We start from the raw sequence: 24,982 nt of genomic DNA, 5'->3' as shown, positions 1-24,982 counted from the left end.
AGATACACAGATGCCATCTGCAGTCCTTATCACGATCTCACGGCCGTATCGGCTCGTTCAATGGGGGAAACTGGGCCGTAATTTCCGTTGTATCGAAGTTCGAATCCAAACTCTTCTGCAATTCACCCACAATGCCTTTCAGTGACGCGATGAGCCGCTCTTCGTCAGCTTCCATGGTCGCAATTGCGTTTGCGTCCGCGGCGCCGAGCGCCTCGTTGATGCGCCGGGCGACCTCTTCGGCTCCCAGTCCCAGCAGGCCGTCGTCGATGCGCAGGCCGGTGAGCCAGCGGCGCCAGTCGAGTGTTACTTCGACCGAATTGGCCGCGTCGGTACCCGTGAATGACGCCGCGTTTGCCCGAACCTGCTCGCCCTCAAGGGCCGACCGAAAGCGGCCTATCTGTCCTAGCGCCGCAGCCATCTGAGGATGAATTTCAGGGCTCATCGTGAGTCCTTACGCTCAGCAACGCCCATCAGTGGCAAAGTTCCGATGAGGCCCTCGGTCCATGGCCTGTCCTCGGTGTAAAGCGGCTCGTCTTGCTGGCGGGCACGGGCGCCCTTGCCAACCGGGCCCTGCCCCGGAACGGAAGGGGCTACTGGCGCCATCCCTGCTCCAGACGCACCACCTGCCGTGAGGTTCGCGCCGCCACCGGCGCCGGTTTCCCGCGCAGTCGCCAGCGACACCGCCTCTGCTGAATCCATTGCCGAGCGCGAGGGCATCGGGGGCATCCCGCCGCCCTTGTACGCAGCCGGTGCAACCCTTACCCCCGCAGACGAGCCCGGCGTGCCCATCGAGCCATTCAGGGCGCCAGGGGGCATCACACCGTTCGGCGTCATGGGTGCGCCGCCGAACGGCAGGGACGGGATGCTCGGCAATCCATCCGCGGCGGTGGCGGAGGGACTGTAGAGCAGCGCGCCGTCGTTGGGCACCGGCGACGGCGCCGGATCTATCGGCTGAGCTGGTGGGGGCCGCGGCGGATCTACCGGCGTGAGCGGCAACTCCGCCTTCTTCATGTACTGGGCTATCACGTCATCTGACTTCGCCTGCAGGGCCGCGTATCGGGCCATCGCAACTGCCCTTACTGAGCCACCCTGCTCGTAGGCGCGGTCCAAAGTTTCGAGATCCGCGTAGCCCATCCTCGTGCCGTTGAACACGATGTGCTCTTGAACTGCCCAGCGTTGTGTCGAAGTAACGGTGCGGGCTTGCGCTGCAATAGTCCCGCACAGCTCGGCCATCTGCGCTAACCAGGTCCTGTGTTGATCGAAGGTCGCCGCGACGGCATCGGCGGCCGCTCCCTCCCAATACTGGAAGGGCCGGAAGCGGGAGGCGGCACGCTGCAGATTCTGCTGCATCGATTCCCACGCATCCGCGAAAGCGTTCAGTGACGCTCCCTGGTCACCATGTTCGATGTCCAATGCCCGCTGTTTGATATCTGCGTATTCAACCGGTCCTGCAGCGCCGGCAACTCGCGTGGTGCTGAGCGCCACCGCCTGACCATCCTCGGTAACTCCCGGCGTCGCCGGGAGAATGGAAGCCGTGTCCGAACCCAAAGCGTGAGCCGCTCCCTCGTCGACCTGCTGGTAGGCCTGCGCGGCCTTGCGGAGTAATTGCGCCAGTTTGGTCCACCCCCGCACTCCGGCGGCCAGATAGATCCGCATGTTGTCGGTAGAGAATTGCAGTTGTTGCGCCGCATTGATGGCCAGACCGAGGTTGCTCGGCGGTTTGGGCGCACCCTCGGGGGGCTGGCTGATCGGACCCTCCAACTCTTGGGCTCGAGCCAATATTTCCTGCAACTCCACCGTTGCTGCCTGCGGTCCCGTCATCGGATATCGGTGCTCCTTCCGCGATACCGCACTTCGCTAGCTCTCTCTGCCAAATCCACAGGCGATGGCCCGTCAAGCGCGAAACCGTAGCCTCCGCCACGGAGGGGACGGGCCGGACCATCCATGGCGCAAACGAGACGGTATGCAGCCCCTTCATCGGCGTCTAGTAGAAGGTTGCGAAGATTAACTTGCGCTGAGCCCAAGCGTCCGCAGCTGGCAATATCTCGCTAGAGCGCCAAGATTCTGCTCCATCGCAGAAGCTGTATGTGGCTGCCGCTCCCCGTGATTCACGGTTCGTAGCTGGCAGGGCTGCGGAAATGTCTGTTCGTCCACTTTCGACAGGCACCGCCTGCCAGTACGACGACCGCCCAACACTGCCCATGGTCGTTAACCCGACCCGGTTGGACTGATGCCAATGACCGCTGCCCATCGAAGGTGCATTACGCAACAATGCCGGTGCTGATCCGCGTTAGTACGCCAGTAGAGCGAGGTGACATCGACTAGGTTCACCGACCATGACTGCCCACGGAGAGCCGCGACGGGAGGGGCGTAGGGATGAGCATGCCGAAACCGGCGGGTGCATATGTGGAGCCGATGATCGACCAGGGCGGGTGGCCCGAAGTCGATGAGGACACTCTCTACGATCGGGCACGGGCATTCACGCAGGTCCTTCAACATGTCACCGAGGTTTTGGAAAGTGCTGAACATCAACGGGCCGAGATCTTCGACGGCGGCATATGGGCCGGCGATGCCGCCGAGGCAGCCAATGTCAGTCTGGATAGGAATGTCGAACAACTGACGAGGCTGCAGAACGCTGTGACCACCGCCATCAACTGGCACAGCTATGCCGCCGCAGCAATCGTGGAAGCCAAGACGAACATCGGCCACAACGTGGAGGCGGCGCACCGCCAGATCCACTCTGTGCAAAACGATCCAAAATTGAGCGCAGTCGAGCGAGGCGCCGCAATCTCTGCCGCTGTGAGCGTCGCGCGCAGCGCGAACGTGAGCGTTGTTGCCGACACCGCCGAACAAATCCTGGCAACCCAGGATTGGGCAGCCTCAGCCAACCCCTCGAACATCCGTCTTGACCGGAACCCCCCACCGCCGGTGGTCGCACCGTCCAGCAACGAGCCGCCGCCGACTCGGCAACCAGGAGAACCGAGAGGCCCTCGACCCGGATGGCCCCTGACTCAGGATGCCAGCATGTCGAACGCGCCTTCGGCGACATCATCTCTGGCTGCGCAGGCGTCGGTGGTGCGTCCGGCAAACGAATCCGGTCCTTCAGCGGCGGGCGACGCAGCTCAGGAACCGGTTGGCCAGGTCACTGCTGCGCCGCGGACGATCAAGGACCAGTGGGCCGATCGACACGCCGCTGCCTCGCCGGCAGCGCAAGGTCCGGGTGGTGTGTCGGTGAATACTTCGTCACCGGTCGTCGCGCCGAATTCGGAGACCGACGCTCCGATCGTCCCGGCACCGGCCATTCCGGCTCCCGGCAGCGGGGGTATAGCCGCGGGGGCAGCCGCAAGTGTGGCGTCGGCATCGTCGGGCCGGCCGCCAACCCAGGCAGTGCTGACGAGAACCCCGCCGACACCCACCCGGCCCGCACCAGCTTTGCGTCGGGAACCGGCCCGACCGGCCGATTGCGCTGCGCCGCCTCTGATTCCAATTTCGGCGACGCGGGCCGCCCGCGACGCGGCGATCGAGGCCGGCACCGTGGATGCCGTGCGCCGAAGGAACAACGGAACTGACCCGCTCCTCGTCGCACGACGCATCGCGGGCGCCTTGAACGCTCCCGATCATGGCGCGGAGTACTACGGGTTTCTCTGGCTGACCGCGGTCACCGCCGCCGGCGCGATTCTGGTCGCCAACAGCTATGGACTGGCCTACATTCCCGGCAGCGTGAAGCTACCCCAGCAGGTGATCATGACCAGCGCCGATACGCGCATTCCCGCCGGCGAGCGGGCAAGTTGGGCTACCCATCCGCTATCTGCTTTGCAGCGGTGGGCAATTCACCACATCACTGATCTTCGCGCGGTAATCGGCACGGCGGAACAGCTTGCCAACAGCGATCCCGGTGTGGCCAAAGTGATTTTGGAACCCGACGACATTCCGGCCACAGGGCGGCTGGGAGGCCGGTCACGCCTGGAGGTCGTCGACCCAGCGGCGGCGGCGCGCCTGGCAGAGACTGCCGACCCGCAATTGATCGGACTCTTGCCCCCTGCGCTCGCAGGACAGGGTCCGCCGGCTGAATTGCGTCCGAGGCTGTGGCTCGAGGTGCAAAAACCGATGACCAGCAATGCCGTCGGCCGAGAGCGGGCACACCTTCGCGCTTTCCACGCGTTCGCTGCCCACGCCCGAGATGTCGCACTCAGCGAGGGCCACACTGCGCGCGACGCCGGTACTCAGCGCTCGGCCATTGCTGATTGGTTGTACTGGAAACATGTCAGTGACGTGCTCGACACCACCCATTCGGCGCGGAGCTAGCTGGGTCTGAACCAATCATTACTGCCGGCCAACGTCACCTAATTGGCCCTACCGATTGTCTGGCAACAAATTTCATTCCACAGGCGGACCCTTCCTCCCGTCCACACAGGCTTGCTCGGCCGACACTCTTGGGTAAGGCGGGTTGACTGGAAACGCTTCGCGGCGACGGGCACGTCGGCCGACACTTACTCCGCACGCAAGTGTTCGTTTCTTAACTGCTGCTAGACCAGAAATTTCGTGTATTGGATACTGTGTTTGCAGCACCATTCGCCTGTTCAAGTCGATAAGCACCGCGCCGTGTGGTCAACGATAGAGTCTGTCCGGCAACGACTTTGGGGCGTTCGGCGGTTTCCCGCTGCGATCTTCACAGTTCCGAAACTGAGGAGTCGATCTTGCAGACGCAGCGTAAACCAGGCTTGGGTGTAACAGCCGAACACATCGCTCTCGGCCAGAGGGCAGCCAGCGTCATCGCAGAAACGCATCCAGCCACTGACGCGCGCGCCGACCTAAAGGCGTCGTGGCAAGAACTGGGCGCGCAGGGCCTCTTGGGATTGCACGTAAGTGCGCGCTACGGCGGCCAAGGCGGGGGACTACTCGAATTAGCAGCGGCGCTAGAAATGATCGGAAGTTCCTGGGCCGCAGAGTCGTTCGTACCATCGGTGCTCGCGTCTGCCCTTCTTGACGCAGGCGGCGGCGAGCTCGCCGACAATCTCATACCGGAATTGGTCGACGGTTCCTCGCTGGGCGCAATCGCCGCGGTCGAGCCGCTGAAAGGACACATCGAGGCATCTGGCTGCCTTGTCTTGGACGGCAGAGTGCCGGCCCTGGGTGTCATGATCGCCAAGACTGTTGTCGCCCGTGTTGATCTCCAGGGGGCATTGCGCTGGGTGGCGCTGGACACCGACACCGTGGCCGTCGGGCGCACTGTCCCAGGAAACGCGAATTCCGTCGATGGATCAATCTGTGCGAGAGGGTTGCGAATACCTCTCTCGCGTGTGCTCGATATCCCCGATATCGCTGTGGCACAGGCAATTCCGTCGGTCATATTTGGCGCGGAAGCGGTGGGGATCATATCGTGGTGCGTTGCCGCCTCCATCGAGTACGCCCGCCAGCTGATACATTACCGCCGCGCCATTGGGCAGTTCCAGCATCTCAAACGCCACTGCGGCTCTAGCCGCTTGCTGCTCGAGCAGGCCCGCGCCTCAGTTTGGGACGCGGCGCGCGCCTTCGACTGTTCCGACCCTTCTCTTGAATACGTAGCCACCATCGCACGGCGAGTAGCTCCAGATAGCGCGGTGCAAGCGACCAGGGACTGCATCCGGCTAGCCAACGAGATCGGCTACACGGTGCATCATCAAACTTTCCCGCACTATCGGCGTGCGAAGATGCTGCGCCGCGTGCTCGGACACAGCCGATACTGCGGGATTCGCGCCGCCGAGCTCGCGCTCGACGGCCAATCACGGATCGTAAGTTATCATTTGCCACCTGAAAGTGAGCAGTACCGGTTGCAGATCAGGGGTGAACTTCAGGCCATCGCCGAATTGTCACAACGCGAGCAGTTGACTCGGTTGGCCAAAGGTGGTTGGACGATCCCATGGATGAGCCGCCCCCTCGGCCGCGCCGCCGGTCCGGCAGAGCAGGTCGTCATCGCGGAGGAACTGCAACGCATAGGTATCGCTCTTCCTAACTCCCTCGCACCGATGTGGTTGCTATCGACACTCTTGGCGCACGGCACTGAATCGCAGAAGGCCGAATTGCTCGGTCCCACAATGAGCGGCGACATACTCTGGTGCGAGTTGTTCAGCGAACCCGGCGTCAGCGCAGAACTTGGTCCGCTGCGGACTTTCGCTCTGCGAGTCAAAGACGGCTGGCGAATCAGTGGAAGGAAACTCTGCACTTCCTCCGGTCAACTAGCGCACCGCGCAGCGTTGCTGGCGCGAACCGACCCCGCGTCACTGAGATACCAAGGCGTTACCTACTTCTTGACCGATATGCAGAGTGCCGGAATCAGCGTCCGCCCCATACCCGAATGGAAGGGCGGAACCTCCATGCGCGAAGTGGTGTTTGATGACGTGTTCATTCCCGATGCCGATGTGATCGGCCAACCGAACGAGGGTTGGGTGGTTGCGCGACACGCACTCGAGGCCGACCGGCTATCAATAAGCAAATCAGTCCGATTGCGGAGAATGGTCGAGAGCGTCCTCGAGGCCGTGCGCCCAAGCAGGCGCGCATGGGCCACCTTGGACCTGGCCGGCAAGCTCGTCATCGAGCACCAGATCATGCAACTCGTCCGTGGAAGGATATTGCTCAGGCAACCAGGAGGTGCCGCGCCCGGCATCGACGTCAGCGTCGCCAATTACCTGACCGCGGTCGTGGAACAATCGATCGTGGAATTCGGCCGCCTCAAACCAAACCAGGCTATCCGTGCCGACGATCCGGATGCTCTGCCGCACAAATGGAGTGAGCAAATGGCGTCGGGAAGTACGATGGCTCTCTTGCTGAAGATCATCGGCGAGTCCTTGCTGTATGAGGCCGACATCGATGCCGTATCCGGCGACAGGGTTGACCAGACACTGCAATGCAGGACAGCGACCGCTTAGCCGCCGGTCAACTCAGCCATGTCAGCGCGCGGTTGGTGCAGACCTGTCCGTACGCTGGCGGCCTGCCTTGACTGGGTTCCAACGCGGCAGTAGTTGCTGAGCCGCTGCGCAGAATGACTTCTCGTTGGACAGCACGCCAATCGATGGCCCAGGGCGAAGCGAGTTATCCCTAACATCGGTGGAATGAACAACCTGTGGCTCCATTTCACCCGGCACGGCCCGGACTTCACCCCGCCGGTCATCACCAGGGGCGACGGCGTCACCATCTTCGACGACCGCGGCAAGAGCTACCTGGACGCGCTGTCCGGGCTGTTCGTGGTGCAGGTCGGTCACGGCCGCGCCGAACTGGCCGAGGTCGCGGCCCGGCAGGCCGAGACGCTGGCGTTCTTCCCGCTCTGGGGCTACGCCACCCCGACGGCCGTCGAACTCGCCGAACGTATCGCAGGTTACGCACCCGGTGACCTGACCCGGGTGTTCTTCACCACCGGGGGCACCGAGGCCGTCGAAACCGCCTGGAAACTCGCCAAGCAGTATTTCAAGCTGACCGGCAAACCCGGTAAGCACAAGGTCATTTCGCGTGCAGTCGCCTACCACGGCACCACCCAGGGCGCGCTGGCGATCACCGGTCTGCCGAAGTTCACGGCGCCGTTCGAGCCCGTGACACCGGGGGGTTTCCGGGTGCCCAACACCAACTTCTACCGCGCACCGGAGCCTTTTCAGGGCGGAAACGCCGGCGACGAGAAAGCGTTCGGCCAGTGGGCCGCCGACCGGATCGCCGAGGCGATCGAGTTCGAGGGTCCCGACACCGTCGCGGCGGTTTTTTTGGAGCCGGTGCAGAACGCGGGCGGTTCCATCCCGCCGCCCCCGGGTTACTTCGAGCGGGTCCGCGAGATCTGCGACGAGTACGACGTGCTGCTGGTCTCCGACGAGGTGATCTGCGCGTTCGGTCGGATCGGATCGATGTTCGCGTGCAACGACTTCGGCTATGTGCCGGACATGATCACCTGCGCCAAGGGGCTGACGTCGGGTTACTCCCCGCTGGGCGCGATGATCGCCAGCGAGAGGTTGTTCGAGCCGTTCAACGACGGCAAGACGATGTTCCCGCACGGCTACACCTTCGGCGGGCATCCGGTGTCGACCGCTGTCGGGCTGGCCAACCTCGACATCTTCGAGCGGGAAGGCCTCAACGATCACGTCAAAGCGCACTCCCCCGCGCTGCGCAGCACACTGGAGAAGCTCTACGACCTGCCCATCGTCGGCGACGTCCGGGGCGAGGGTTTCTTCTTCGGCATCGAACTGGTCAAGGACCGGGCAACCAGGCAAACCTTCACCGACGAAGAACGCTCGGCGCTGCTCGGGCGGGTGTCGGCTGCGATGTTCGAGGCCGGACTGTACTGCCGCACCGACGACCGCGGCGATTCGGTGATCCAGCTGGCCCCGCCGCTGATCAGCGGTCAGGCCGAGTTCGACACCATCGAATCGATCCTGCGCGGCGTCCTCAGCGAAATACCCTGAGCCACCGGGTCAGTCTTCCTCCCCGAATCGGATGAACAACGCCAGGGCGATGGTGACGACCGCGGTCGCAGTGCCGAAATACAGGGTGTCCAGCGCGCTGGTGAGCATCATGCGTTCGACGAATTTGATCACGATGACCACCACCAGCACCTGAATGATCGGTCTCTTCAAATCACCCAGGTTGCGGATGGTCAACCACGCAGGCAGGTGCAGGTCGGCCACGAACAACTCGAAGAGACCCATGGCGACGATGAGTTGCACCGTCGCCAGCAGGAAGAGGTCGACGACTTCGAGCAAGCTGATCACCGCCGCATCCTGTCGCCAACCACCGCGAGCCAACACCACGATGAGTTCCACGGCCCGCCCGGAGGCCCACACCAGCGTGATCGTGGTGGTCACAGCCAGGCCGCATACCGCGATCAGGATCAGGAAACGCAGTCGTTCGAACGCTGATCGCACCGGGTTACCTGAGCCTGATCGGTAGCCGCTTGAGCGAATTGTTCAGGTTCGAGCGGACCCGTACCGGCTCGCCGTCGAGCTCGATGTGCCCGAAGGCGCTCAACAGCTCTTCGAAGAAGACGCGGCCCTCGAGTCTGGCCAGGTGCGCGCCCAGGCAGAAGTGAACGCCCATGCCGAAGGACAGATGCGGATTCGGGTGGCGGCGAATGTCGAACGCCTGCGGCTCATCGAAGACCGCTTCGTCGCGATTGGCCGACGTGTAATACATCGCTACCTTGTCGCCGGCTTTGATTGGGGTGCCACCGATTTCGGTATCGACACGTGCGGTGCGCCGGAAGTAGTGCAGGGGATTGTCGTAGCGGATGATCTCTTCGACGGCGAGCGGGATGAGCGAAGGGTCGGTGCGCAGCTCGGCCAGCTGGTCAGGATGGCGAAGCAGCGTCAGCAGGCCCGACGAAAGCATGCCTTTGGTGGTGTCATTGCCCGCGGTGACCAGCTGCACGAAGAAGCCGCCGAATTCCACATCGCTCATCGGCCGGCCACCGAATTCCCCATGCAGAATCGCACTGGTCAGATCGTCGGTCGGCGCGCCCTGGCGCCGCTGCGCGGCGAATTCCACTGCGTACCCTGCCATTTCGGCGCCGCCCTCACCGTCGCCGTAACCGGCCAGCTCCGGGTCCTGACTGGAGGTGATGCGCTCCGCCAACTCTTGCAGGAAGCGCCAGTCTTTTCGGGGTAGGCCGAACAACTCGCCTATCACGTGCGTCGGCAGCGGTGCGGCGACCTCGTGCACGAACTCGACTTCTGCCCGCTCCCCGGCATCCGCCATGATGGCGCGACATATGTCCCGGACCTGCCGCTCGAGTCGGGCGATGGCGCGCGGCCGGAAGTACTGCGACAGCGGCGCGCGATGGGCCTGATGCCGGGGCGGGTCCATGGCCGCCAGCATGTTGCGCATCCTGTCCAGCGTTGCCGCGGGTGGGTCTTCCACGACGATGCCGCCCTCGCTGGCCGAGAAGATGTCGGGGTTGCGGGCGACATGGACGACGTCAGCGTGCCGCAAGCTGGCCCAGAAGCCGGGTTCGTCGCCCATCGGCTGCCAGTGCACCGGATCAGTGCGCCGCAGTACCGCGAGGGCTTCGTGCGGCACTCCCGTGACGAAGGTATCCGGACTGGCCAGGTCGACGAAGTCCGATGCGGTTGCGGCGCTCATTGGACGAACACGTTGGGCCGGGGCAGGCCGGCGGCCGCACACAACGACAAGTAGTTCGCCAGGGTGCTGGTTGCGTCGTAAACGCTCTCGATGTTGCCGTCGGCGTCGAGGTTGAGGTTGGCCCCGTAGATCTGGAACCACACATGGGTGTCGTCCTCGAGCACCTCCAGGGTATGAATCGACCCCGCGGGTTCGTACAGGAACGACCCGGCTCGGTTGACGTAGCTGTACTCCTTATACCGCCAGGCTCCCGATGTGGTGTAGGCGTATACCGGTCCGGTGTGTTTGTGCCGCCCCACCTGGTAGCCGGCCTGGAACACGTTCTCCACGATCCACAGGCCCTCGGCCTCGCGCACCTGGATCACCTTGAGCAGCGAGCCCCCGCCGACGTCGACGAACGGCAGGTCGTCGGCCCCGATGTGCACGGCGGCTGGGATGTCGATCATCGTCATTCTGGCAAGCCTCTCGTCAAAAGTGACAGCGACGTGCTTGGCCGAGCCACGTCGTACACGATTACGATAGGCGAAATAAAATACGTGTCAATATTTTCGCGAATTTCACTACGCTAACGCGGGTCGGCCCCTACCCGCTTGCACGCGTCACGTCCAGAAGCGCCGCTTCTGCGGCCGGCCACCGTCGCCCATGGCGCGCTTCACCGCGTCGAGGGCCACCAGAACCTGCCGACTCTGCGGTCCGGTCGGGTGCTGCAGGAACAACGTCAGGGCCGCGCACAACTGGTCGAGCGCCGCGCGCAATTCGGGGTCCGATGCGGCATCGCGGTGCTGCTTCAACTCGGCGAGCACCGCGTCCAGCCCGGAGCGGCGCACCTGGGTCCCCTTCTCCACCTGCTTGAGCAACTTATCCAGCGACCTCGGCGGTGCCGGAGACACGGTCGCGGCCTGCTCGGGGGCGGGCATCGCACCTGCAGGTGCGGGCATTGCCACCGACCGGGCCATGAACCCGACATTGGTCGCCCAGCCCGATGGCTGCTCGACGGGCTGGACCACCTCGGTCAGCGGCCCGGCGTCGGTGCGTTCCGGGTCGATGGCGACAAACGCGGTGAACCGCGACAACACCCCGAACCGCACGGAGTGCTCGACCAATTGCGCGGCCAGTTCGTCGTCGGGGGAGAACGAGGCGTACTCGTCCTCCAGGTCACGCACCACCGACCGCGCCCAAATAGTCCGCACCGCAACGGCTTCCGGCGCCACCCGGGCAGGTATCGTCGCCGTGAACGAGTCGTCGGCGGTTACCCGCAGCGTCGCATCGCCACACCCCCGGTACCGCCCGGAGATCACGCACGGCACGCCGGCAAAAGCGTCGGGCAACCGGCTGGGCGTCACCGTGCCCTCGAGGATCGAAACCCCGTCGGCGCTCACCCGCAGCGAGGTCAGCGCCGGGCGACCGATGGTCCGGGCCAGCCGCGCCATGACGTCGTCGAGACGCTCCTCGGATTCCACCAGCTCGGATCGGCCCTGACCCAGCCGCGCGAGGCGGTCCAGAAAACCGGCGTTGACGGCACGGTCGATGCCCACGCAATAGATGCGGCTCCGCCCGACCGCGGGCGCCAGCGTCTGCAACAGGTGGTCTTCGCCGGTGATCTGACCGTCGGTCACCAACACCACGCTGGCCTGCCGGTCGGCATCGGAGGCCGCGAGGATGTCCGCGGCCCGGTACAGGGGTTCGGCCATCACCGTTCCGCCGCGACTTTCCAGCGAACCCAGCCACGACGCCGCGGCAAACCGATTGCGGTCGTTGGCCGCAACCAGGCCGGCAGCCAGACCCCCGGGTGTGTCGATCCGGTCATCGAAGGCCAGCACGCAGAACCGGTCACCGCTGTCGAGCATGTCCACGATCCGGCCCGCGGCTCGTCGCGCGGCGATCATCTTCCAGCCGTGCATCGACCCCGATCGGTCCAGCAGCACCACGACATCCCTTGGTGCACTTGATGGTTGCGCCGGCGGCAGCACCGTCACCGACCAGGTGCCCTCCTCCCCGGCCGGGTCCGGGACCAGCAGCGCCGACGACGCCAACTCGCTGCGGCCGACGCGGAAGCGCAGCACGAAGTCCCGGTCGGCGCGTGCCCCCGAGGCCACCTGCAACCGGGTCAACCCGTCGACTTCGGTGACCTCGGTGGGCAGTGAAGACCGCAGATCCGACAACTTCAGCCCGGCCCCGTCCAGGCTCAGGGAGATCTGCAGGTCCGGGCGATCGTCGGAGTCGACGAGGCGCGGCGGAGTGACCCGGGAGGCGTCAGGCACCGCGTCGGTATCGGACGCCAGCCCCGGCCCGGTCTGATCAGCGGGCAGGGGGGTCCCGGCCGTGTAGCGCGGCGCGACCACCAGCGGGAAGCGGAAGGTGGCCTCGCCGTCCTCGAAGGACAGCGGCCCGGTCAACCGCATTTCGATGGTGGCCTCCTCACCCGGCCCGAGATTGCCCACCCGCACCGAGAACACGTCCGAGCGGTCCTCCTCGACGATCGCGGCGCGCTGGCCGGACACCAGTGCCTGCTCGTAGTCGGCACGGGCCTGCCCGCGTTCCTTGAGGACGCCGATCACCCGTCGTCCGGCCAGATCGGCGGCGAAGTCGGTGACGCCGGCGCGAGCCGGCAGCGGGAACACGTAGGTGGCCTCGATCGTGGTGTCGCCGGCATTGACGAACCGCTGTCGCACCGTGGCCGTGGCCGTCATGCCGACCAGGACTGCCTCGATGCTGAGCGCCTTCAGCGGCAGCGGGCGGCCGTCGTCGGCGCTCAGTTGACCGCAGCCCGGGCGGCCGGTTGGCACCGGTTGTGCGGGTTCGGCGGAGAGCAGCGGCAATAACTGAGCACTCATTGAGAGTCCTTTCCTGGGTGGGCGAGCAGGTCCAGCAGCGGCGCGGCGGCGCGGTGCAGCGAGTCCAGCGGCGGCACCGGCCCGTCGACCAGCAGGGTGACAGTGTCGGAAAGCCGGACGGCATGCAGCTGCGTGACGGGCGCGCGCGAAGCCGGAGCGGGCGCCGCCTCGGGGACGGTGCGCCAGAATGCGCCGGCGGCCCGGGCGGGCCCGGCAGCCGGCTCGGGATCACCCAGGCCGGCCGGCATGGCGTGGTCGGGGATCGCAGCCAGCGCCTCGACCTGGGCCACCGACATCCCGGCCAGGCGGTCGGCGATCTCCTGCAGCGACAGGCCCTGACCCTGCAGGCGCTTGATGGCGACCAACCGCACCAGATGCGTGCGCCCGTAGGTCAGGGCCCGGCCGCGGTTGCCCGGGCGGGGCAGCAGGCCCCTGGACGTGTAGTAGCGGACCATCCGTTCGGCCGGGACGGCCTTGGCCTGACGGTTGTCCGGCGCAGCACCGGACGCCTGCACGGCGCGGGCGGCCGCGGCGGCGAATTCGGGCAACGTCAGGACTTCCGACACAATTGACAGTGTCATACGTTTATACGACAGTGTCAAATGCACCGGCACAGGCAGCCACTTCCGCATCACCAGTCACAGCGCGGCGTCCTGCGATCCCGGCCCCGATCCCTTAATCTGCTCAGCGATGCCCTTCACACGGACCTCTCTGCGCGCAGCATCCTGCATGGCCGCGGCACTGTTCGCCATCGGCGGCTCCGTCGCGCCGGCCGGCGCCGAGCCCAGCGCCGAGGTGACCCCGCAGGCCGCCACCTGCCCGTACCGGATCAACACCCCGCCGGCCGTCGACTCCTCGGAGGTTCCCCGCGCCGGTGAGCCACCGCTGCCGCTGGCCCTGCCCCCAACCCCGATCGGCGGCAACGCGCTCTCCGGTTGCGGCATCGTGGCCGCACCCGACACTCCCCCGGTGCCCGGCGACGTCTCCGCCGAAGCCTGGCTGGTGGCCGATCTGGACAGCGGCGCCGTCATCGCCGCCCGGGACCCGCACGGTCGGCACCGCCCCGCCAGCATCATCAAGGTGCTGGTGGCCATGGCGTCCATCAACGCCTTCAGCCAGAACAAGACGGTCCCGGGCACCGACGACGACGCCGCCGCCGAAGGCACCAAGGTCGGCGTGGACGCCGGCGGCGTGTACACCATCAACCAGTTGCTGCACGGCCTGCTGATGCATTCGGGCAACGACGCCGCCCACGCGCTGGCCATCCAACTCGGCGGCATGCAGCAAGCCCTGGAGAAGCTCAACGTGCTCGCGGCCAAACTGGGTGGGCGGGACACCCGGGTGGCCACCCCGTCCGGGCTCGACGGGCCCGGCATGAGCACCTCGGCCTACGACATCGGCCTGTTCTACCGCTACGCCTGGCGCAATCCGGTGTTCGCCGACATCGTCGCCACCCGCACTTTCGACTTCCCCGGCCACGGCGACCATCCCGGCTATGAACTGGAGAACGACAACCAGCTGCTCTATCACTACCCGGGGGCGATGGGCGGCAAGACCGGCTACACCGATGACGCCGGTCAGACGTTCGTAGGTGCCGCCAACCGCAACGGCCGGCGCCTGATGGCGGTACTGCTGCACGGCACCCGGCAGCCGATCGCGCCGTGGGAGCAGGCCGCGCACCTGCTGGACTACGGGTTCAGCACCGCCCAGGGCACCCAGGTGGGGTCGCTGGTCGAACCGGACCCTTCGCTCGTGCCCACCACGCCGAACCCCGCGAACCGGGCGCCCGACAACAGTCAGGCCGCGGGGCTGATGTCGTCGGCCGACTCACTGCCGATCCGGGTCGGGGTCGCGGTGATAGGAACCGTGATCGTGTTCGGATTGATCCTGGTAGCGCGGTCGATGAACGGGCGAACGCACTCCTGAAACGGACTGGTCGGCACGTGACCGGCCCACACTGACCGGTCGCGCTTTCGCGGATTTCCGTGCCGGGTCCCGGTGCCGCCCGGTCCGAAGATAACGAAAACCTTAAATTCAAGCTGTGCAGCCCATCCGCGGTGTACGTTCGCCGCGGTGGAATCGCGAGCAAAGACGTTTTCGATCACCCGCGTTCTGAAACGAGCGTGGCTACTGCTGGCTGTCCTTTTCGTAGCGCTGGTGGCCGCCCTGGGCATCTATCGCCTCCACACCATGCTCGGCGTGCACCCGCTCCCGGCCGTCCGGGTCGCGGCCGACGACGACACTCCGCAGTTCGCCCCGAAAAGCGTGACCTACGAAGTCTTCGGCCCGGCGCCTACCGCGAAGATCGCCTACTTGGACCCGGACGCCAGGGTGCAACACCTCGCAAGCATTCCCCTGCCCTGGTCGCGGACGATCACGACGTCACTGCCTGCCGTCACCGTCAACCTGCTGGCGCAGAGCAACAGTGAGCAGATCGGCTGCCGGATCGTGGTGAACGGCGCGGTCAAGGACGAGCGGTCCGAGACCGGGCCCAAGGCGCTGACCTTCTGCCAGGTGACGTCCGCATGAACCCACCGGAAGACACACCGGCATCCGCCCCGCCACGTCTGCCCCGGCTGCTTCGCCGGTTCGCGGTGCTCATCCTGCTGATGTGGCTGGGGCTGACGGCCATCGTCAATCTCGTCATCCCGCAACTGGAAGTGGTGGGAAAAGCGCGCTCGGTGTCGATGAATCCCGAAGACTCGACCTCCATCGAGACCATCAAGCGCATCGGTCAGTTGTTCCACGAATTCGATTCCGACAACGCGGTCACCATTGTGCTGGAGTCCGACAAACCCCTCGGCGACGACGCGCACCGCTTCTACAAAGACCTGATGGGCAGGCTTTCCGCCGATACCCGCCATGTCGCCCATATCCAGGACTTCTGGGGGGACCCGCTGACGGCGGCCGGATCGCAGAGCGCGGACGACAGGGCCGCGTACGTCGTCGTGTACCTCGTCGGCGACGGCGAAGCGGCCGCATACAACTCGGTGCACGCCGTTCGCCGCATCGTGGACCACACGCCGGCACCGCGCGGTGTCAAGGCATACGTCACCGGTCCGACCGCGTTGAACGCCGATCAAGCGGAGGCCGGCGACCAGAGCATCGCCAGGGTCACCCTGATCACCAGTCTGGTCATCGCGGTGATGCTGCTCTTCATCTACCGGTCCGTGGTCACCATGATTCTGGTGCTCATCATGGTCGGCATCAATCTCGGCGCGATTCGCGGAGTCGTCGCCTTTCTCGCCTACCACCACGTGTTCGGGCTGTCCACGCTGGCGGTCAATCTACTGACGCTCCTGGCGATCGCGGCCAGCACCGACTACGCGATATTCATGCTGGGCCGCTACCACGAGGCGCGCTACGCCGGACAGGATCGAAAAGCGTCCTGGTTCACCATGTTTCACGGGACCACCCACGTGATCCTGGGCTCCGGCCTGACCATCGCCGGCGCGATGTACTGCCTGAGCTTCGCCCGCCTGCCCTACTTCCAATCGCTCGGTGCGCCGTGTGCCATAGGCATGCTGGTAGCGGTCCTGGCCGCGGTCACCCTCGGCCCCGCCGTGCTGGCCGTCGGCAGCGGGCTCGGGCTCTTCGAGCCCAAACGCAGGATGAACACCCGGCGCTGGCGGCGGGTGGGAACCGCGATCGTGCGTTGGCCCGGCCCTGTTCTCGCGGCCACCTGCGTTGTCGCGTTTATCGGCCTGCTGGCCCTGCCCAGCTATCGGACCACCTACGACCTGCGCAAGTTCATGCCCGCCAGCATGGCGTCCAATGTCGGGGACGCGGCGGCGGGGCGCCACTTTCAGCAGGCACGACTCAACCCCGAGGTCTTGTTGATCGAATCCGACCACGACATGCGCACCCCGGTGGACATGCTGGTGCTGGACAAGGTGGCCAAGGCCGTCTTTCACAGCCCGGGAATCGCGCAGGTGAAATCGATCACCCGCCCGCTGGGAACGTCCATGAAGCACACGTCGATTCCCTTCATCATCAGCATGCAGGGCGTCACCAATGCCGAGAACATGCAGTTCATGAAGGACCGCCTGGACGACATGGTGATTCAGCAGCAGGCGATGGATCTATCCATCCAGACCATGCATCACATGTATGAACTGATGGGACAGGTCATCGACAACACCGTCGACATGGACCACCTGACCCATGACATGTCGAATATCACCGACGGGCTGCGGGATAAACTCGCCAACTTCGAGGATTTTCTGCGCCCGGTCCGCAGCTACTTCTACTGGGAAAAGCATTGTTTCGATATTCCCGCGTGCTGGGCGATCAGGTCGATATTCGACATGTTCGACAGCGTTGACGAGTTGAGCGAAAAGCTGGAATACCTGGTCAAAGACATGGACATTCTGGTCGCTCTGCTGCCGCAGATGCGCGCTCAGATCCCGCCCATGATTTCCACGATGACGATCATGCGCGACATGCTGGTCGTGTGGCACGGGACCCTGCAGTCGTTCTACAAGCAGTCGGAGATCAACAGCAAGGACCCCGGCGCGATGGGCCGCGTGTTCGACGCAGCCCAGATCGACGATTCGTTCTATCTGCCGCAGTCTGCCTTCGAGAATCCCGATTTCAAACGGGGCCTGAAGATGTTCCTGTCTCCGGACGGGAAAGCGGCCCGCTTCATCATCGCTCTCGACGGCGATCCCGCGACACCCGCGGGCATCGCTCGCGTCGAGCCGATCAAGCGGGCGGCGAGCGAAGCGATCAAGGGAACACCCCTGCAGGGTGCACTGGTCGCCCTCGGGGGCACCGCTGCGACGTTCAAGGACATTCAGGAGGCGGCCGTCTACGATCTGCTGATCGCCGGCGTGGCAGCGATCAGTCTCATCGTGATCATCATGATGATCGTCACCCGCAGCGTGATCGCCGCCGCGGTGATCGTCGGCACGGTGCTGGTGTCGATGGGCTCCTCGTTCGGCCTGTCCGTGCTGGTCTGGCAGGACATTCTCGGCGTCCCCCTGTACTGGCTGGTGCTCGCGATGTCGGTGATCCTGCTGCTGGCGGTGGGATCGGACTACAACCTGTTGCTGATCTCGCGGCTCAAAGAGGAGATCGACGCCGGTCTGAACACCGGCATCATCCGCGCGATGGCCGGCACCGGCGGGGTGGTGACGGCGGCCGGCATGGTGTTCGCCGTCACCATGTCGCTCTTCGTGTTCAGCGATTTGCGAATCATCGGACAGATCGGCACCACGATCGGTCTGGGCTTGCTGTTCGACACCTTGATCGTGCGCTCGTTCATGACGCCGTCCATCGCCGCGCTGCTCGGCCGCTGGTTCTGGTGGCCGCAACGGGTGCGCCCACGCCCGGCCAGCCAGATGCTGCGGGCGCACGGACCCAGGCGCCTGGTTCGAGCGCTGTTGCTGACGCCGGCCGATCGGTCGGCCAAGCCCGACCCGGCCCGCACCCGGCCCTGAGCGCTAGCCGCCGCTACGAGGCTGTCGCCGCCCGCTGGGTCTCAGAGCGCGGGGCACCCAGCGCCGCCGCAGCGGCCAGCAGGGCCAAGATCAGCACGACCACGTCCGGCCAGGCCGCGGAGCGTTGCTGCGCAATGCCGCCGAGGATTCCGCCCAGCACGGTGGACTCGACCGCCACCATCGTCGAACCGAACCCGATCAGCGTCCCGCGGTGCTGCACCGGGGCCACCACGCTGATCCACGATATGGCCGCGACGACGACGGCTTGGGCGGCGATGGTCGCCAGGAAGAACACCGTGCCGTAGGCCCACAAGTGGGCCCACTGGCCGCATGACTCGGCGACCATGCACAACACGGCACCGGCGGCGCTCAGCAGCGCACTGCCCAGCAACATGCCGCGTACGCCGTGCCACATGTAGATCTTGCGCCACAGCGTCGAACCGATCACCAGTCCGACGCTGGACAGGATCACCAGCACGTGCAGGCTGCCGTTCTGGTGCGCGATGCGCAGGGTGTAGAAGGTGGTGCCCAGGGCGACCGGGGCGAACAACAAGTAGGTGACCGTGTACCGGCGAAACCACGGCTGCGAGCGAGCGAAAGCAAAACCCTGACGGTAGGTTTCGCGCAATGACAGCCGGGTGGTGACCGCGCTGGATCGCAGCGGGCCGACGGACAGCGCCACGATGCCGGATGCGGCCAGGCCCACGGCGCCCAGCCACAGCAGGTCACGATGGAATGCCACCTCGTCGCCGTGCGCCAGCGCGGGCACCACCAGCAGCGCGACGATGGTGGCCAGCACGGACCCGGTGGCGCCCTGGACCAGGAGTAGCTGGCCGCGCCGCACGGCGGACAGCCGGCAGGAGATCATGTCGGAGTAGGCGACACCGGAGAGCGCGATGACGAACCCGCCGCCGGCGCTCGTCGCCAGAAAAACCGCGCCTACCCCGACACCGTCCCAGGGCACCAGCACGTCGCAGAGAAACAGCGCGGCCGCGGTGAGCGCGATCGCCGCCAACAGCAGGTGCCGCATCTGACCCACCCGCTGCAAAACTGCCGGCGACGCCGAATTTCCCAAAATCGACCCGATGCCGTATGCCGGAAAAAGCAGCGCGGCCGCCCAGGTGATCCCCTGGTGTGCGCAGATGAATGGCAGGACCACCGCGCCATTGCTGAGCTGCATTCCGGCGGTATAAAAGCTACCCTGGGAAAGCAGTCGCCCGTAGGGTTGTACTTCTGCCCTGGGCATCAGCGCTACCATGCGATGAGTTTATTGGCGTTGACCAGCCAAAACCATCCTCCAATCGGATGAAATGGGGGATTGTGGTGTCCCCCTATCGGTGGAAGAAAGTTACCGAATATTTACTTCCGTCACTCAGGCCACAACAGTTGTGTAGCCGGCCACGGTGTTTGCGCCCAGCGTCATTTCCACGGGTGAACGCGCGGACGCAGCAGTGCAAAGCACTACAATCTGCCGGATGACCGCCCTGTATGCAGATGCCGGACTCGCGCTGGACGAGGACGGAATCACCATCAAGCGCTACTACTTCCCCTTCGCCAACGCAAAGCGGATCGCCTATTCAGACATCCAGGGCATCAAGACCCAGCAGATGGGCTGGGCGTCCGGGAAGGGCCGGTTGTGGGGCGCCACCGATCCCCGCTACTGGTTCCCACTGGACGTGCGCCGCGGCCGCAAGTCCACCTTGCTGGTGATCGACGTGGGCCGTCGGGTGCGGGCGTGCATCACCCCGGACGACACGGCGGCGGTCGTCAAAATCCTGAAAGCCAAGGTAAAGGTCTGATCGGCCGGGGTTTGCTGGTCGGCCTCACCGCGGCCAGCGTCGGGGTCATCTACGGCTACGACCTTTCCAGCATCGCCGGCGCGCTGCTGTTCATCACCAAGGAGTTCGACCTCACCACCCGCCAGCAGGAGCTGGTGACCACCACGGTGGTGATCGGCCAGATCGGCGGCGCCCTGGGTGCCGGCGTGCTCGCCGACGCGATCGGTCGCAAGAAGACGATGGTGCTCATCCTGATCGGCTATGCGTTGTTCGCCCTGCTCGGGGCGTCAGCCGTGTCGGTGCCCATGTTGCTGGCCGCACGCCTGCTACTCGGGGTGACCATCGGGGTGTCGGTGGTGGTGGTGCCGGTGTACGTGGCCGAATCGGCGCCCGCGGCGGTGCGCGGATCGCTGCTGGCCGGCTATCAGCTGGCCACGATCAGCGGCCTCATTCTGGGCTATCTGACCGGATACTTCCTGGCCGAGTACGGAAGCTGGCGTGCGATGCTGGGCCTGGCCGCCGTGCCGGCCACGTTGCTGCTACCGCTGCTGTGGCGGATGCCCGACACCGCGCGGTGGTATCTGCTGCGGGGCCGCACCGACGACGCGCGCCACGCCCTGCTTCGGGTGGAGCCCGAAGCCAACGTCGACGCCGCCCTGGCCGACATCGCGGCCGCGCTGACCGAAAACCGCGGCGGCTTCGCGGAAATGGTGCGGCAGCCCTATCTGCGCGCCACCCTGTTCGTGATCTCGCTCGGCTTTCTCGTCCAGATCACCGGGATCAACGCAATCGTGTACTACAGCCCCCGGCTGTTCGCCGCCATGGGTTTTCAGGGCTATTTCGCGCTCCTGGCGCTGCCGGCGCTGGTGCAGGTCGCTGGGCTGGCCGCGGTGTGCACGTCGCTGTTTCTGGTGGACCGGGTGGGTCGGCGCCCGATCCTGTTGTCCGGTATCGCGATAATGATCCTGGCCGACGCGGTGCTGATCGCGGTGTTCGGCAGGGACCCCAACGCCGCGGGCGCACTGGCGCTGGGGTTCGGCGGCGTACTGCTGTTCATCATCGGTTTCAGCTTCGGCTTCGGTTCGCTGGTGTGGGTGTTCGCCGGGGAGAGCTTCCCGTCGCATCTGCGCTCCAAAGGATCCAGCGTGATGCTCACCTCCAACCTGACAGCCAATGCGATCGTCGCCGGTTTCTTCCTGACGATGCTGCATTTACTGGGCGGCGCAGGCGTTTTCGCGGTATTCGGGGCTTTCTCGATAGTCGCGTTCTGGGTGGTGTACCGGTTCGCCCCGGAGACCAAGGGCCGCCAGCTCGAGGACATCAGGCATTTCTGGGAGAACGGTGGGCGCTGGCCCACCGAAGTCACGTGACCCTGATCCGAGCCGGCACCGTCGTCGTCGACGGCGAGGTGTGCCGGCCGGGCTGGGTGGACATCGACGGGCCGCTGATTCGCGGCTGCGGCGCCGGGGCGCCGCCCGGTGAAGCCGACACCGATCTCCCCGATTGCGTTGTGGTGCCAGGGTTTGTCGACATGCACGTGCACGGTGGCGGCGGCGCGTCTTTCAGTGACGCACCGCAGCAGGCCGTCGGGTTTCACCGGCGACACGGCACCACCACCACCGTCGCCAGTCTGGTCACCGCGGCCCCCGCCGACTTGCTGTCCGCCGTGCGCCTGCTGGCCGACGCGACCAGGCAAGGGGTGGTGGCGGGCATTCATCTGGAGGGACCGTGGCTGAGTGCTGCGCGCTGCGGCGCCCACGATCGCACCCAGCTCCGGCCTCCCGACCCCGCCGAGATAGACGCGGTACTCGCCGCGGCCGGCGGCAGCATCCGGATGGTGACGCTGGCTCCGGAACTGCCCGGCAGCTACGACGCGATCCGGCGGTTTCTGGACGCGGGCGTCGTTGTCGCACTGGGTCATACGGATGCGACCTACGAACAGGCCAGACACGCTGTGGCCCTGGGCGCCACCGTGGGCACCCACCTCTTCAACGCCATGCCACCACTGGATCACCGCCGGCCCGGACCGGCGCTGGCCTTGCTGGAGGATCCACGGGTCACCGTTGAGCTCATCGCCGACGGCGTGCACATCCACCCTGCCGTCGTGCAGGCGGTGATCGCCGCCGTCGGGCCGAACCGGGTGGCGCTGATAACCGATGCGATGTCCGCCGCCGGCTGCGGCGACGGAGAATATCGACTGGGCGCTGTTGCCGTCCAGGTCGAGTCCGGCATTGCACGGGTACGCGGCACCTCCACCATCGCCGGGAGCACAGCCACCATGGATCAGATCTTCCGTTCGATTGCGATGGGTTCAACGGCCGATGCCGGGCTTATCGCCGCGGTGCAGATGACCTCGACGACCCCGGCCCGCGCTGCCGGGCTCACCGGCACCGGCGCTCTCCGGCCCGGCAGTTTCGCCAATCTCGTTGTGCTGGAACGCGATTTGCAGGTGACCGCAGTGATGATTCAGGGTGACTGGCGGGTATGAGAGGTCGCGCGCGACCCGGTCATTCGATATTGCGCTATTGCGCGATTTCGGCAGCTTCCGACTCCTCGTGTTATAGCCTTCGTCTGATGCCGTTTCCATTGGCTGAATTCGATGCTCTAGCTCTAGAAAGTCCCAGCTGGGATTAGGCAGGAGTTGACCATGGCCTTTGTGATCACCGAGTCCATGGCGGCGGCGTCCCAGGAACTCGCGGGGATCAGGACACTGATCGCGCAGGCGAACGCGGGAGTGGCCGCCTCGACGACCCACCTCGTCGCCGCCGGCGGTGACGAGGTGTCGGCAGCCATCGCAGGATTGTTCAGCGGCTACGCCCGGGAGTACCACGCCCTGAGCGCGCGCTCGGTGATCTATCACGATCAGTTCGTGAATACGCTTCGCGCCGGTGGCGGCGCGTATGCCGCCGCCGAAGCCGCCAACGCAGCACCGCTGCAAATCCTCGAACAGCAGGTGCTGGGGTTGATCAATGCGCCCACCCAGACCCTGTTGGGCCGTCCGCTGATCGGCGACGGCGCCAACGGAGCCGCGGGCACCGGGCGGGCCGGCGGCGACGGCGGAATCTTGTGGGGCAACGGCGGCACCGGGGGATCGGGCGGCACCGGCCAAAACGGAGGTGCCGGCGGGTCGGCCGGTCTGATCGGCAACGGCGGCGCCGGCGGGGTCGGCGGGATCGGCGCGGCGGGTGGCAGCGGCGGAACCGGAGGTTGGCTTTACGGCAACGGCGGCGCCGGCGGAGCCGGCGGGATCGGCGCGCCCGGGCAGACCGGCGGCACTGGCGGCACTGGCGGAGCCGGCAGCTGGGTCTTCGGCAACGCCGGCGTCGGCGGTGTCGGCGGGACGGGCGGGGCCGGCGAACCCGGACAAGCCGGTGGGGACGGCGGGGCAGGCGGAACCGGCGGCACCGCGCGGCAACTGCTGTTCGGCACCGGGGGCGCCGGGGGTATCGGCGGGACTGGCGGGGCGGGGAGCGCCGGCGCCGCAGGCGATCCCGTCGGTGGAAACGGCGGGAGCGGCACTGCCGGCGGCGCCGGCGGCCTCGGCGGGTCAGGCGGGGCCAGCCAATCGTTGTTCGGAAACGGCGGAAACGGCGGTGCCGGGGGCAGCGGAGGCCTCGGGGGCACGGGTGGCGCAGGAGGCACAGGCGCCGGCTCAGTGGACGGCGGCACCGGCGGGGGCGGCGGAACCGGCGGAAACGCGGGGATCGGCGGTGCCGGTGGCGCGTCCGGATACTTCGGGACGACCGGCGCGGCAGGCACCGGCGGTACCGGCGGCACCGGCGGCACCGGCGGCACCGGCGGCGACGGCGATGCGGCCGGCACGGCCGGCGGCACCGGCTTCAAGGGCGGAGGCGGCGGCCAGGGTGGCTCCGGCGGCAGCGCCGGGCCAGGCGGCACCAACGGCGACGGCGGCCGCGGCGGTGCGGGCGGCAACGGCGGCGCCGGCGGCGACGGCGACGCCGGTGTGGCCAGCGACGGTTCGACCGGCGGAACGGGCGGCGACGGCGGCCATGCCGGTACCGGCGGCTCCGCCGGTGCCGGCATGGGGGCGGCGGGCAGCGCCGGTGCCGGCGGCACTGGGGGCAACGGCGGTCGCGGCGGCAACGGCGGCGACGGCGATGCTGCCAACACCGCCGGCGGCACCGGATTCAAAGGCGGCGCCGGCGGCCAGGGCGGCAACGGCGGCGCCGCGGGACCCGGCGGCACCAACGGCAACGGCGGCCAGGGCGGCAACGGCGGCACCGGCGGCGCCGGCGCCAACGGCGACGCGGGCGTGGCCAGCGACGGCTCGACCGGCGGAACGGGCGGTGACGGCGGCAACGCCGGTGCCGGCGGCGCGGCCGGCACCGGGATGGGAACTGCGGGCAACGCCGGTAACGGCGGCACCGGCGGCAGCGGTGGCCGCGGCGGCGACGGCGGCGACGGCGATGCCGCCAACACCACCGGCGGCACCGGATTCAAAGGCGGCGCCGGCGGCCAGGGCGGCAACGCCGGCGTCGGCGGTAACGCAGGCGGTGCTGGTGCAGCGAACGGAAACGGTGGTGCCGGCGGTTTCGGCGGTGACGGCGGCAAGGGCGGCGACGGCGACGACGGCGGCTTTGTCCTTTCCGGCAACGGTGGCGAAGGGGGCGAAGGCGGCGCCGCCGGTGACGGCGCCACGGCCGGCACCGGCGGTATCGGCGGGACGGCGGGCAACGGCGGCAAAGGGGGGACTGGCGGCACCGGTGGGGCAGGCGGCAACAGGACCGGCAGCGACGGCGTCGGCGGCCAGGGAGGCGGCGCCGGCGCCGGCGGCGCCGGCGGCACCGGCGGCGCGGCCACCGCGCCCGGTCACATT

Annotated in this window: 17 protein-coding genes and 1 pseudogene; 10 read left to right on the top strand and 8 right to left on the bottom strand. The window is 66.6% G+C overall.

Annotation, left to right across the window (positions count from 1 at the left end):
• Positions 1–37: 37 nt before the first annotated feature.
• Positions 38–442, bottom strand: a complete 405-nt coding sequence (locus AC5Y7D_RS28375) for a YbaB/EbfC family nucleoid-associated protein (RefSeq protein WP_499929353.1) — start codon at positions 440–442, stop codon at positions 38–40.
• Complete coding sequence (gene espB, locus AC5Y7D_RS28370; RefSeq protein ID WP_499929352.1) at positions 439–1,821, bottom strand: EspB family ESX-1 secretion system-associated protein; 1,383 nt, start codon at positions 1,819–1,821, stop codon at positions 439–441. Before espB ends, AC5Y7D_RS28375 begins: the two co-directional genes overlap by 4 nt.
• Before the next feature lie 1,713 nt (positions 1,822–3,534).
• On the opposite strand from espB, the gene AC5Y7D_RS28365 reads away from it, so the two are divergent.
• From AC5Y7D_RS28365 to AC5Y7D_RS28355, 3 genes are all read left to right on the top strand, one after another.
• Positions 3,535–4,305 carry an EspK C-terminal domain-containing protein gene (locus AC5Y7D_RS28365; RefSeq protein ID WP_499929351.1) on the top strand — a complete coding sequence of 257 codons (771 nt, stop codon included), beginning with the start codon at positions 3,535–3,537 and terminating at the stop codon, positions 4,303–4,305.
• 392 nt (positions 4,306–4,697) lie between these two features.
• Positions 4,698–6,905 (top strand): acyl-CoA dehydrogenase family protein, encoded by a 2,208-nt coding sequence (locus tag AC5Y7D_RS28360; RefSeq protein WP_499929349.1) that lies wholly within the window; start codon positions 4,698–4,700, stop codon positions 6,903–6,905.
• 183 nt (positions 6,906–7,088) lie between these two features.
• Positions 7,089–8,420, top strand: a complete 1,332-nt coding sequence (locus tag AC5Y7D_RS28355) for an aspartate aminotransferase family protein (RefSeq protein WP_499929347.1) — start codon at positions 7,089–7,091, stop codon at positions 8,418–8,420.
• A gap of 9 nt (positions 8,421–8,429) precedes the next feature.
• Here AC5Y7D_RS28355 and AC5Y7D_RS28350 read toward each other — a convergent pair whose 3' ends face one another.
• The 5 genes from AC5Y7D_RS28350 to AC5Y7D_RS28330 all read right to left on the bottom strand — a co-directional run bounded on the left by AC5Y7D_RS28350 (position 8,430) and on the right by AC5Y7D_RS28330 (position 13,507).
• Complete coding sequence (locus tag AC5Y7D_RS28350; RefSeq protein ID WP_499929345.1) at positions 8,430–8,879, bottom strand: YqhA family protein; 450 nt, start codon at positions 8,877–8,879, stop codon at positions 8,430–8,432.
• Between the two features lie 4 nt (positions 8,880–8,883).
• Positions 8,884–10,092: a cytochrome P450 gene (locus tag AC5Y7D_RS28345; RefSeq protein WP_499929343.1), complete on the bottom strand. Its 1,209-nt coding sequence runs from the start codon at positions 10,090–10,092 to the stop codon at positions 8,884–8,886.
• Positions 10,089–10,544, bottom strand: a complete 456-nt coding sequence (locus tag AC5Y7D_RS28340; protein WP_499929341.1) for a 2,4'-dihydroxyacetophenone dioxygenase family protein — start codon at positions 10,542–10,544, stop codon at positions 10,089–10,091. The genes AC5Y7D_RS28345 and AC5Y7D_RS28340 overlap by 4 nt, the downstream gene beginning before the upstream one ends.
• Before the next feature lie 147 nt (positions 10,545–10,691).
• On the bottom strand, positions 10,692–12,926 hold the full coding sequence (locus AC5Y7D_RS28335; protein ID WP_499929339.1) for a VIT domain-containing protein: 2,235 nt from the start codon (positions 12,924–12,926) through the stop codon (positions 10,692–10,694).
• Complete coding sequence (locus tag AC5Y7D_RS28330; protein ID WP_499929337.1) at positions 12,923–13,507, bottom strand: MerR family transcriptional regulator; 585 nt, start codon at positions 13,505–13,507, stop codon at positions 12,923–12,925. Before AC5Y7D_RS28330 ends, AC5Y7D_RS28335 begins: the two co-directional genes overlap by 4 nt.
• Positions 13,508–13,616: 109 nt before the next feature.
• On the opposite strand from AC5Y7D_RS28330, the gene dacB1 reads away from it, so the two are divergent.
• The 3 genes from dacB1 to AC5Y7D_RS28315 all read left to right on the top strand — a co-directional run bounded on the left by dacB1 (position 13,617) and on the right by AC5Y7D_RS28315 (position 18,367).
• On the top strand, positions 13,617–14,852 hold the full coding sequence (dacB1, locus tag AC5Y7D_RS28325) for a D-alanyl-D-alanine carboxypeptidase DacB1 (protein WP_499929335.1): 1,236 nt from the start codon (positions 13,617–13,619) through the stop codon (positions 14,850–14,852).
• A gap of 186 nt (positions 14,853–15,038) precedes the next feature.
• A complete protein-coding gene (locus tag AC5Y7D_RS28320) occupies positions 15,039–15,455 on the top strand; it encodes an MmpS family transport accessory protein (RefSeq protein ID WP_499929365.1) in 417 nt (138 codons plus the stop codon).
• Positions 15,452–18,367, top strand: coding sequence for an MMPL/RND family transporter (locus AC5Y7D_RS28315; RefSeq protein ID WP_499929333.1), 2,916 nt, complete (start codon positions 15,452–15,454; stop codon positions 18,365–18,367). The genes AC5Y7D_RS28320 and AC5Y7D_RS28315 overlap by 4 nt, the downstream gene beginning before the upstream one ends.
• Positions 18,368–18,416: 49 nt before the next feature.
• On the opposite strand, the pseudogene AC5Y7D_RS28310 reads toward AC5Y7D_RS28315, so the two are convergent.
• A pseudogene (locus AC5Y7D_RS28310) lies at positions 18,417–19,625 on the bottom strand (MFS transporter); the annotation flags it as partial.
• Between the two features lie 217 nt (positions 19,626–19,842).
• Between AC5Y7D_RS28310 and AC5Y7D_RS28305 the strand changes: the two are divergent.
• The 4 genes from AC5Y7D_RS28305 to AC5Y7D_RS28290 form a co-directional block, all read left to right on the top strand.
• Complete coding sequence (locus AC5Y7D_RS28305) at positions 19,843–20,166, top strand: hypothetical protein (RefSeq protein WP_499929331.1); 324 nt, start codon at positions 19,843–19,845, stop codon at positions 20,164–20,166.
• Positions 20,103–21,515, top strand: a complete 1,413-nt coding sequence (locus AC5Y7D_RS28300; protein WP_499929329.1) for a sugar porter family MFS transporter — start codon at positions 20,103–20,105, stop codon at positions 21,513–21,515. The genes AC5Y7D_RS28305 and AC5Y7D_RS28300 overlap by 64 nt, the downstream gene beginning before the upstream one ends.
• Positions 21,512–22,633: an N-acetylglucosamine-6-phosphate deacetylase gene (nagA, locus tag AC5Y7D_RS28295; RefSeq protein ID WP_499929327.1), complete on the top strand. Its 1,122-nt coding sequence runs from the start codon at positions 21,512–21,514 to the stop codon at positions 22,631–22,633. The genes AC5Y7D_RS28300 and nagA overlap by 4 nt, the downstream gene beginning before the upstream one ends.
• 159 nt (positions 22,634–22,792) lie before the next feature.
• Positions 22,793–24,982: PE family protein (locus AC5Y7D_RS28290; protein WP_499929325.1), on the top strand; the 2,190-nt coding region annotated here is incomplete at its 3' end.

The sequence above is a fragment of the Mycobacterium sp. NGS49 genome, from assembly GCF_059812565.1.
Note: the sequence above shows the minus strand (reverse complement) of the source record. Positions and strands in the feature narration are given on the sequence as shown.

Coding starts and splice junctions, on each gene's coding strand:
- AC5Y7D_RS28375 (WP_499929353.1), bottom strand. CDS start 442: ATGAGCCCTGAAATTCATCCTCAGATGGCTGCGGCGCTAGGACAGATA.
- AC5Y7D_RS28315 (WP_499929333.1), top strand. CDS start 15,452: ATGAACCCACCGGAAGACACACCGGCATCCGCCCCGCCACGTCTGCCC.
- AC5Y7D_RS28345 (WP_499929343.1), bottom strand. CDS start 10,092: ATGAGCGCCGCAACCGCATCGGACTTCGTCGACCTGGCCAGTCCGGAT.
- AC5Y7D_RS28340 (WP_499929341.1), bottom strand. CDS start 10,544: ATGACGATGATCGACATCCCAGCCGCCGTGCACATCGGGGCCGACGAC.
- AC5Y7D_RS28305 (WP_499929331.1), top strand. CDS start 19,843: ATGACCGCCCTGTATGCAGATGCCGGACTCGCGCTGGACGAGGACGGA.
- AC5Y7D_RS28355 (WP_499929347.1), top strand. CDS start 7,089: ATGAACAACCTGTGGCTCCATTTCACCCGGCACGGCCCGGACTTCACC.
- AC5Y7D_RS28330 (WP_499929337.1), bottom strand. CDS start 13,507: ATGACACTGTCAATTGTGTCGGAAGTCCTGACGTTGCCCGAATTCGCC.
- AC5Y7D_RS28335 (WP_499929339.1), bottom strand. CDS start 12,926: ATGAGTGCTCAGTTATTGCCGCTGCTCTCCGCCGAACCCGCACAACCG.
- espB (WP_499929352.1), bottom strand. CDS start 1,821: ATGACGGGACCGCAGGCAGCAACGGTGGAGTTGCAGGAAATATTGGCT.
- dacB1 (WP_499929335.1), top strand. CDS start 13,617: ATGCCCTTCACACGGACCTCTCTGCGCGCAGCATCCTGCATGGCCGCG.